This window comes from Endozoicomonas sp. (assembly GCF_031844845.1).
Classification (GTDB): domain Bacteria; phylum Pseudomonadota; class Gammaproteobacteria; order Pseudomonadales; family Endozoicomonadaceae; genus Endozoicomonas.
Map to the genome: position 1 here is coordinate 1 of NZ_JAVRMB020000139.1, position 10,155 is coordinate 10,155.

Sequence of the window (10,155 nt, forward strand, 5' to 3'; positions counted from 1 at the left end):
AAATATTAATCTCGTTCCCACGCTCTGCGTGGGAATGCATACCGACCCTGACAGGGTGGGGAAAGCTGATTTCCGTATGCATTCCCACGAGGGACCGTGGGAACGAGTTCGGATAGAGCCTGGGTATCTTAAGCTTGCTGGAAAGCTTATCGGTCAGTCCATCAGCCAGGGTGACGGTTTACTTTTGAGCAAACCAGTATTCAACCTGGCTTATCAGAATACACGACCATGATTAAACACCTTCATGATCTACATGAATATGAAACAGGCTGGCTTCACCCGTGCTGCGGCCCAGAGCTCCCGGATTGACCCTGACACCCTCTTTAACCGTAACATGCCCACCCTCCCCCTGAAGGCCACCAATCACATTCCCCACCAGATAAGTCGGAAAGATGCCCGGATCATTCTCATAATTGGGGTTATGAATCAGACCAATCATCTGGAAACGGCCCCGGGTATTACGCAGGGATTCCAGTGAGTCCTCAATCAAGCGACGATGGGAGAGTTTACTGAACAGACCGTCCAAAATAATGACTGACTCGCCAGACTTCCGTTCCTTACGACGATACTGACTGGGCACCGTGCGCAGCTCACGCTCGATGGCAAACTCAGAGAGTTTCACCAGCCACATCAGGGATAGAGCTTCCCGCTGCCCTTCACTCATATCTTCATTAAGACTGAACAGATTGCCATGGGGACGAATAGCGCTGTGTTTCAGGCGAATGCGGATATTGGTAAAGAGCTGTCGGTAAATCTGGCTGCGCAGGTTTTTCTGCAGATCTTTCATCTGCTTCTCTTCGCTGCCTACCGGCAGATTCTGTACCTTGCGACGGCGAATCTGTTTCTGATGCTCTTCAATTTCTGCCAGCAGAGAGCGAACCAGGTTGCGGACACCCTCTTCACTGACAATATCGGCATCAATGACAAAATAGGCATTGTCTCCCGATGAATGACTGGCTACTCGTTTGAGGATTTTCAGATTATCCACTGAGTGCAGAATAATGCTGGCCAGTCGTTCCTGCAGGCACTGTTCATTGCCTTCCATGGAGGCTTCCAGCAAGCTCTGCCGCTCCCGGCTCTTTTCCAGCTGTTCACTGATCGTGGTGATCATGTTTGCCAGATCAGCCAGAGCCTGGCTATCAGCCTGACCCAGATTATTCAGGCGTACGAGCTCTGTGCCATTAAACAGGTGTCGTTCTGTTTCCCGGATGCGATGCAATACGGAACGAAACTGCTCCTGCTTATCATCGTGGCTTTTCTCACGGCGCTTGAGTTCGCGATGGAGTTCCCGGGGGTTTTCCAGTTCCAGCTGTTCGGCCAGGGCTTCTGCACAATTCAGGATAGTTACCATATCATCGCTATGGCTGGCGGCCTGTTGATAGTGTTCTGTCTTTTCATACAGAACCATGGCTTCCAGCTTTTCGGCATCCTGGTCAGCCAGCGATTGCAACATATCCGGGCTGAACTGGGACAGTTGAACCAGCCAGTGATAAGCCGTTTCATCAATCTGGCGTATGGCTTTCAGTTGCTCGGGTAGTGCCTGCTGGATTTGCTCAATGTTTTCCTGCTTATCTTCCTGCGTTTTTTCAATGTCGGACAGCTGTTGTTTAAGGGCGGCAATCTGTTTCTTCAGGGCTGCAGATCCCTGCTGGTCATCACGGACACCGAGATAGGCACGAATTCGGTCAAACTTCAGGTTAGCCCGTTTATCAGCCTTGTTTTTCTGGATACTGAGTGCGGCCTTGCGTTGTTCAGCATTGGCCATAAACTCCGGGCCACCTTCTTCCAGATACCGATCCAGGCTTTCCAGACGATCTTTTTCACCGGGCTGATATATCTGGCTAATCTGGTTCTGGCACAGGCGAAGCTGTTGCTGGTACTGCTCAAGCTCTAAACGACACTGTTCCTGTTTTTCCAGCAGCAGCTCCTGCTGGACAGAGAGCTGTGTGAGGTCCGCTTCAATCTCTGGCAGCCGGGACTCTCCCTGTTGCTGCAGAAATTGCTCGGCCTGATCCAGAGTGCGTCGTGATTCTCCGTTGAGCTGTTCATCCAGTTCTGCGAGCTGAGCAGATAACTGTTCTATCTGTTCAAAAAGCTGCAGCAGCAATGCTTCATACTCAGCAATGGCTGTTTCACCACCTTGCAGTACAAACTGTTCCGCTTTACGGATCAGAGACCGGTTTTCTGGCGACAACTGTTCTTGAACGGTGTGCAGATTTTGCTGGTTACTGTATAGCGAAGCCTCCTGCACGGGGAGCTCACTCTCGGCAGAGCGGGTCATGGCTTCCGCAGCACTTTTGGCGATCACCACAAGCGTTGAGTCGGGAGCGAAGCGCGCGATATCCTCGTTGAGTGTGTTCAACCGCTGCTGATGGTTTGCCAGCTCCATTTCCAGCTGTTGTTTCAGTACTGCGATAAACGACGGGTCCAACAGAGATTTGACCGCCAGGCTCTCATATCCGGTGGCGGCACCCAGCAAGGTAGATTCGGTTTTGTTGGCCGCCTGCTGCAGTGCCTCATGGGTAAAGACCGGCACCGGTAACTGCTGACGGGCAAATTCGCTGGCTGCTTTTTCCGCTTCTGGCAGTGATGACAACACCGGCGCAAACAGCAGGTTGTGGGCTTGAGATAACCACTGCCGCTTACGGGAATCACCTTCCGGCATGATCTGTGAGATAACCTGATGCAGTGGCTTCGGCTGGAGTCCAAGTGTTTCAAGTAGCCGGGTGCATTTCACTTCCACAGAACCGGGACTGACCGGATCGGTTTCAAGATCAGACAGCTGTCGTTCAATGTCAATGATTGCCGTCTTGACCGTTTCCCGTTCAGCAAGTCGCTGGGGGTAGGCATTCTTTGCCATGGCCAGCCACTGCTCAGGATCGTTATCCGGTAGCTCCTGGCGGAATTGCAGCAGGTCAGCGAATAACAGCTGCAACTCTTTTACCAGCGATTCCTGAAGGCGAACCGTATTAGCCAGTTCGGTTTCCTGGTCCCGTAACTGGTCTTCCAGTCCCTCAGGTTGCTGATTGGGAAAGACCTTGCAAAACGATTGATAGTCGGGGAGCAGAGCCCGGAGGTTATTCAGGCTGCCCTGCTGTTCTCTCTGGCGACTGACGAGTTCGTCATTCTGTATTCGGAACTGACGTTGACGCTGCTCCAGCCGCTGGGTCAGTCCGGCAATGGCTTCATTGGGGAACTGTTGTGTGATCTGATCATGGCTTTGTTTCAGGGCAGTTAGCTGATCACAATCTCTCTGTAATAAAGGCAGTTGCCGTTCAATAGTCTGCAGCTGCTGATTAAGCTGTCTTTCCAGCGACTGCAGGTGTTCCTCCTGCTCTTGCCGGGTTTTCAGCGTGTCGGATAGTTCCTCAATCTTTAACACTTTCTCCTGCAGAACCTCTGCCGGCGTTGCCTGGGAACCCTGTTCACGCTGGAACAGTGCCCATTTATCCACCAGGTCACTGAATTTACCTTCAGCCTTCAGGAACTTGTCGTATTCTTCAGAGATTGCCTTCAGAAGCTGGTTGACGGCCTTTTCGGTGTCACCAGGGTTTTCCAGCTCCTGCTCGGTAAACAGTCCCTCTTTCAGTGCATCGGTATAAACGGTTTCATTATCGGTAAACTCTTTGTCCCGGCTTTGCAGGGCTTCCCACTCCCGCTCCAGGTGTCGTCGTTTATCCTTCAGCTCACTCAGCTCATTGCGTAACGTTTTTTGAAACGCCTGATCCGCCAGATAGTTTTCCCGGAACGGATTGCTGTCCAGGTCAAAGAAGCTGTCATCGGCTTCGGTGAGAAGTTCGAGAACGTTTACTCGATGATTGTCGTCTTTGAACAGGTCATGGCTATCTGCCAGCAGTGCCTGAGCTTTGTCTATCGGATAGAGGCGTATGGATTTTCCTGAGGCCCAGCTTGCCTGCGGGTGGTAAACAACCGCTGTCTTATCGTGACGAAAACCCGCCAGTTGTCTGCTTTCAAAATAGCTTTCTATTTTGCGGGCACTGACACCGGTAATCTCTGCCAGCGTTGAAAGGGCAACCAGTGGTGAGGTTTCACCGACCCGAATGGCCAGCTGCTGAGCCAGCTTTATTTCTGCACTCTGGTCTTCCGGCTGCTCTTCAGATGCAGCAGGGACTCCGGGAATACCGTGATGGGACAGGACCGCCATACAGGCAGCCTGATCGCTGAGTTGTTCCCGGCATTGATTTCGCTCGGACTGTGCGTTACCTAACTGATGCGCCGTTTGGTTCAGTTCTTCCAGTCGGGATTTTTTGCTGTCGTTACGCTCCAGATCTTTATTGTTTTCACTGATCTGATGACGAAGCTCGGAGACTTTTCGGCCTGAGTTGATGACCAGTTCTTCAATAAACTCTTCCGATTCGTCGGTCTCCCCATGACTGGCACCGGCCAGAATCTGGGGCGCAAGAACTTCATAGAAAAATGCCTGATCGGCCTTTTCACCCGGGCGGGGTTTAATGGCATTAAAAATCTGGCTCTTATCGGCACCCCCTTCTTTCTGGAAGGAGGCCAGCTGTTCCAGCTCCTTGCGGCTGATATGCAGACTGATGGCATCCAGCCAGCTCTCCCGGTCTTTAGGGCGCTCCGGTTTCAGCTGTCGCAGGGCATGCTGAATATGGTCATTACTGTACAGCTGCAGTTTACTGTCGGCGGTGGTGGAGTGGATGGGCAGTTCTTCCAGACGTCCCTGGTAGAAGTAGTAACCGGATTCTGTATCACTGTGGCCATACATCCCGAAAACCCACTGCTCACCGCCAACATTGTCGCCAGCCACGGCCAGCATATCGTCCTGGGATGCCGTGCTGGAGGTGTAGCTGAACTCCACCCGGATATGCGTCCATGGATGTCCGTCTTTCGAGGGGGACATCTTGCGTTTGGTTTTATGGGTCAGGGTTCTGTCCCGGGAGAGCATGCCGATGAGCGCGTCGGCCAGGCTGGTTTTACCAAACCCGTTCTCCATGTTCATGGCCGTGGACTGACCCCGAAGGTTCAGTACCAGGTGGCGCATTTTGGCTTCCCAGGGGGAGCTGACATCACCGTGCTTGTTCAGCAGACTGGCTATTTCGATGCGATTAATGACAGACATCAGCAGTCTCCTGTTCAATCAGCGGTTCAGTGGGCGAGTCTGACAGGTTGACGATTCGTTTGGCGATATCGTCTGGAATCAAATGCTTCAGGTGGCTGAAGCCAGTCTGCTCCACTTCCAGGGCGCCCAGCAGGGTCTGCTGGAAGATCTTGTCACCTTTGGCCTGTAGATGGCTGGCATCAATCAGTACCTCAATAAAGTTCTTCACCCGACGATTGATATCTTCACCTTTTTCGGCAAGGAGTATGGCCAGCTGGCGAGGTGCATTGTCCAGATTACCTTTATCCTGGTCATCCTTGAAAAGACCTGAACGCCGTATGGTTTCCAGATGGTTTCGGAGCGTCTCTGCCAGCTCTTCCTGGCTGAATACCGCGTTCTGGTAAAGGCTGACATCTGACAGGGAGCGATTGGTTCGGGTATAGAGCAACCCCAGCATTAACAACCAGAGGTGGATAAACCAGACGGCCGTCGCCTCTTTAGTTTCGTTACGAATTTTTAATCTCTGCAGCACTTGCTGCTGGCTGAACATGGCGGGCAGGTCGGCTTCCGGATTGCGCAACAGCATATAAATCTGGCCGCCGGGAGGGATGCCCGGGTAGTCAGCACTGTCGTAAACCGCCAGTTGTAATCCCTGGCCAGAAAGAAAGGCACGAAAATTCTGCACCTGCTCTTCATCCGCTTCTTTCAGAATAACCGCCGCATCTCTTTCAGATATAAGGCCGGTTTGGGAAGCTCGGCGACGGCCACTCTGTGAACGGGTTTCGGCGATACGGTGGCGAAGCAGATAAGCGTAAACCTCACCCATTTCAGTCATATTCATAGCTGAGGTTCCTCGTTCTTAATTGAAGGCTCAATTGAACGTTTTTTGGTATTTTTCTCTACGGTCATAAGAATCGGGTTGTCGCCGTGCAGGGTACGGCTATCGGGTAATTTGATGTTCAGTTTTTTCGGATCAATACCCACCGCAAGATTGGACGACAGCTGTTCAGTATCCACAAACATATTAATCAGTTGCGGCAGGCAGTCTTCGATCGTCTGGTTGTCTTCTTCGAACTGGTGCCAGCCATTGCAGATGGCTTCGCTCAGGGGGAGTGGACCCTGTTGTAGTCGCTGTCGTATAACCTCACCGTAATGGTTCAGGAAGCGTTTCAGTTTCAGGGATTCCGGCGTTTCGTCATTGCCATCGTCATAGACCAGGCTGGTTCGGCTGGTATCAGCCCGCTGGTTATCCAGAAGGCTCTGGTAGTCAACCGGTGAAGGAATCGTCATCGCGATATCCACGGGGGCCAGTTGCTGGAATACCGACTCCATCAGCGCCATGCCCGGGGGGTACCAGGCCAGGTTGAGCGCTGCCTTATTAAAATCCACGATGCCCATACTCTGGATACGGCCTTCGGCAATATCCCGCAGCAGGTCTGTCAGGCGGCGGTTCAGGTTTTCCAGGGCGCTGAGAATACGGATCAGCGGGCGATCCAGCATTTGCAATTCCCATTCATCAGCTTGCTGCTGTGCCCATTGGGTAAAGCGTTCCTGAATTTCCTGACGCAGGAACTGTTTCTGACAGTCAAACACTGTCGCCTGAATGTTGCGGACGGCACTCTGGTAGTACTTGCGGTTGTTACGGAATGAATCCAGTTTGCCTTCCAGTGCCGGATTTTCCCGAATCCGGCGGATTTCCCGGGTAAGCCCGCGAATGGAGAGCAGGATGGAGTCACAGATAGGCGGAATACGGTCAAAATCACTGCGGGCAATAGCGGAAATGATTTTGGCCGCGTCATGCTCGCTGTAGAGGATATCATCCACTTGACGGGACAGCGTGACACTCTGGCGACCGGCCTGGGATAACCGGACATGGCCAATCTTGCTCTGTTTTTCCAGCAGAGCGGTCTGTTTGGTACTGGCCGCACGTCGTCCTTCTGCTTCTCTTTCTGAATAGCGGGTAAAGAACAGTTCACTGGGTGTACTAAGCATGTTGATGACATAGCCCAGGTCATCCGCTGTCAGCTCCGGAATCATACCCCGAAGGTAGTTCAGGCATCGGCCCTGGGGAATAAACTGGCCGTTGGTTTGATAGTCCTCTTCCAGCAAATATTCCAGCAACTGACAGGCAATATCCAGCCAGTAACCGTCCTGATGACCGGTGCGTTTTTCCAGCGAAACCCGGGTATGGTCGGAATGCCGTTCATGATTGCTGTCATGCAGATCTACCAGACGCAAGGTGGTAGATAATAGGACTATCCATGAATTCATTGAGGTTGATTACAGTTAGATAACAGAGCCCCATATTATAACTTTCTGTTAAGTTACTGCATGTCTAATTGATCATGATCGTATAACCCTTGTCCTGCCTGAAGCAGATCCGAAATCTTTTCAGGGTTTTGAGAAAATCAGCCTTGACGCAGTGCAATCTAATACATACCAAAATCATATTTGTCTACTATATTGAGAGCACAATTAAATCCCAATATGATAAGGATTCGCTCATGACCCCAGGGATCTCAGTAAGTAATGCATCCATCCATCAGGCTGGTTCGTTTGAAGAAAATGGCCTTCCCCTCTCTTTTAGTTCAAAATTCCGAGGCAGATCCGCCTCCATCGTCACCGGGGCTGTGGTAGGCGGCCTCATGGGTTTTGGACTTTCAATGTCACAACTGCAGTTAGCCCGTAAAGCCAGTGAATCCAAAAAGATAGATAAACTCCCTGACTTAACTGAATTTGGAATTATTCTCGGTAGCGCATTTACTGGTGCTATTTTGGGTGGAATAAGCGGATATTTCATGCCAGCTCTGGCAGATAATTTCAAATCAATTGCTCCATGCAGCACCACTCAGCAATCAGACACAAAGCGCATTGAATAAACAGCTGATAAATTCCGAATTAATGAAGATCATCCGATTCAGTATTTTTAGATTGATCAGGCTTTTTAACCTTTCTAAACGTGGGAATTTAAATTTTCTTGTCATGTTTTCTGTTCAGGCGTATGAGAGCTCAGGATATCCATAAAGTGATTGGGGATTTAATCGCCGTAAAGGGTTGACTCACCAGCAGTTTCCTATGGTTCGTCACCCCTTTACGGCGATTAAATTGAGCGGAAATTTATGGATGTCCTTGTCTTCTTTTACTTGTCTTCTTTTGTCTTCTCTTCCTTTTCCAAGCTGCGAAGCCTCCTTCCCACTCTTGAGATGGGTTCCCGTCTTCGAGGTTGTCGCAAAAGCCTGAAAAGCCCTCCGAAAACCTCGTTCCCACGGTCTCCCGTGGGAATGCATACCGAACCCGCCGCAAATGAAACAACCAGCATAAAACTCCTGGAAACCCGGGCAAAGAGAGGTTTTCCCTCATACGGAGGGTTTTGCGACAACCTCAGACCGTGGGAACGAGTTAAAGGTGATGCTCCAGTCTTTTACCTGCCCATTGGTATTCGGGCTATCCAGCCTCCCAGTGATTTCAAAATAGAAGATTTATTCGAATATATTTCTATATTATTAGAATAATAGTTGTTTCTGGTTTTTGATCCATCTAAGATACGCCCATCAACAGATTAAATACCGATGACCGTTGGGAAAAGCGGCACTGACCCAAGTACATGGTGGTCAGGAATATCGGGGGAAAGGAATTTATTAGCTTTTTATTTCTATGTTTCTGGAATTATTGATATTAGTATGCAACAGCAAATAGCACAGTTTTTAAGTCCGGTGATACAACCGGCGCTGGAATCCAGCATTGGTGCTGATATGGCGCAGAATCTGGTTCAGGCCCTGAGTACGTTTATCTTTCTGGCCGGCGAGTTGACCATTCTGTTTCTGATCGTCAGCTTTATTATTGGCGTGATTCTGGAGTACATGCCGGCGGACAAGATTCAGAAGATTCTGGGTTCCAAAGGCGGTAAAGGTTATGTTTCAGCTGGCCTGCTGGGTGCGCTGACACCCTTCTGCAGTTGTTCCACCATTCCGATGCTAACCGGTCTTCTGAAAGCCCGGGCAGGTTTTGGTCCGACCATAACCTTCCTCTTTACGTCTCCGCTGATGAACCCGATTATTATGGGTCTGTTACTGGCGACATTCGGCATGAAGATAACTGTCGTTTACTTTTCGATTGCCCTGAGTGTCTCGGTTCTTGCCGGGTATGTACTTGAGAAAATGGGCTTTGAGCGTTTTGTCCGCAAAGAGGTAGTTTATGGTGCTGATAGTGCGAAAACCAGCTGTTGCGATAGCAAACCTGAACCTGCTGCCGCTTCTGGTTGTGCAACCGCCTGTGGCGATAGCAAGCCCAGAAGCGATGATCGCTGGACCCGTATCTGGAGTGAAACCTGGAGTCAGTTCAAGAAGATCTTTCCGATCCTGATGTTGGGCGTAGGTATTGGTGCCTTCACTTACGGATTCATTCCAGCAGACTTTATTGCTCAGTACGCTGGCCCGGATAATCCACTGGCGATTCCATTTGCAGCGATCATTGGTGTGCCTCTGTACATTCGGGCTGAAGCGGTGATTCCCCTGGCTTCTGCCCTGGCCGCCAAAGGTATGGGCATGGGTGCCCTGATGGCCCTGATTATTGGCAGTGCCGGAGCCAGTCTGACTGAGGTGATTCTGCTGAAGAGCTTGTTCCGTAACCCGATGATTGTTGCCTTTCTGGTGGTGATTTTCACCATGGCAACCTCTGCAGGTCTGGTAATGACCTTTATCTGACCAAAAACCGATCAGACAACTATTGGCTGATCGGTCATTTCTTTATACCAGTACTTTTTCTTTTATCTTTTCCCCGTCTTCACCCCCCCTTTGGTTTCTGGTGCAAAAGCAGAACTCAGGATATCCATAAATTGATCAGAAATTTATGGATATCCTTTTTTTGTTTTCTTATAAAAGAATAAAGTGAAACTATCGAACTATTTTGAAAGGTAGCACTCTAAATCCTTAATACAGGAGTGTTGAGATGTGCGTTTCTCACGCTAACACCATAATAACTTAGGGGATTGATGCTTTCACTCATGCATCTGTCAGCCTGAATGAATTTAATTCTACAACCTTGGAGGTGTCTTTATGAATCCAGTAGAGATTGCA

Annotated in this window: 6 protein-coding genes; 3 read left to right on the plus strand and 3 right to left on the minus strand. The window is 50.2% G+C overall.

Translation table 11 applies throughout. The features are described from left to right. Positions 1 to 232 (plus strand): hypothetical protein (locus RM811_RS07020; protein ID WP_402522255.1); only part of this gene is annotated, 232 nt, incomplete at its 5' end. Here the strand turns inward: RM811_RS07020 and RM811_RS07025 are convergent. From RM811_RS07025 to RM811_RS07035, 3 genes are read right to left on the minus strand one after another with little or no spacing between them, the layout of a single operon-like run. Continuing rightward, positions 233 to 5,101: a hypothetical protein gene (locus RM811_RS07025; protein ID WP_402522257.1), complete on the minus strand. Its 4,869-nt coding sequence runs from the start codon at positions 5,099 to 5,101 to the stop codon at positions 233 to 235. Continuing rightward, on the minus strand, positions 5,088 to 5,921 hold the full coding sequence (locus tag RM811_RS07030; protein WP_402522259.1) for a hypothetical protein: 834 nt from the start codon (positions 5,919 to 5,921) through the stop codon (positions 5,088 to 5,090). Before RM811_RS07030 ends, RM811_RS07025 begins: the two co-directional genes overlap by 14 nt. Beyond that, positions 5,918 to 7,351 carry a hypothetical protein gene (locus RM811_RS07035; protein WP_402522261.1) on the minus strand — a complete coding sequence of 478 codons (1,434 nt, stop codon included), beginning with the start codon at positions 7,349 to 7,351 and terminating at the stop codon, positions 5,918 to 5,920. Before RM811_RS07035 ends, RM811_RS07030 begins: the two co-directional genes overlap by 4 nt. Positions 7,352 to 7,584: 233 nt before the next feature. Between RM811_RS07035 and RM811_RS07040 the strand changes: the two genes are divergently transcribed. Next, positions 7,585 to 7,959, plus strand: a complete 375-nt coding sequence (locus RM811_RS07040; RefSeq protein WP_402522264.1) for a hypothetical protein — start codon at positions 7,585 to 7,587, stop codon at positions 7,957 to 7,959. Between the two features lie 801 nt (positions 7,960 to 8,760). Further along, the gene (locus RM811_RS07045; RefSeq protein WP_402522266.1) at positions 8,761 to 9,783 is read left to right on the plus strand and encodes a permease; all 1,023 of its coding nucleotides are present in this window, start codon (positions 8,761 to 8,763) and stop codon (positions 9,781 to 9,783) included. Positions 9,784 to 10,155 lie beyond the last annotated feature (372 nt).

Excerpts from the sequence above, each read along its gene's own strand:
- RM811_RS07025 (WP_402522257.1), bottom strand. The coding sequence starts at position 5,101 with ATGTCTGTCATTAATCGCATCGAAATAGCCAGTCTGCTGAACAAGCAC.
- RM811_RS07030 (WP_402522259.1), bottom strand. The coding sequence starts at position 5,921 with ATGAATATGACTGAAATGGGTGAGGTTTACGCTTATCTGCTTCGCCAC.
- RM811_RS07035 (WP_402522261.1), bottom strand. The coding sequence starts at position 7,351 with ATGAATTCATGGATAGTCCTATTATCTACCACCTTGCGTCTGGTAGAT.
- RM811_RS07040 (WP_402522264.1), top strand. The coding sequence starts at position 7,585 with ATGACCCCAGGGATCTCAGTAAGTAATGCATCCATCCATCAGGCTGGT.
- RM811_RS07045 (WP_402522266.1), top strand. The coding sequence starts at position 8,761 with ATGCAACAGCAAATAGCACAGTTTTTAAGTCCGGTGATACAACCGGCG.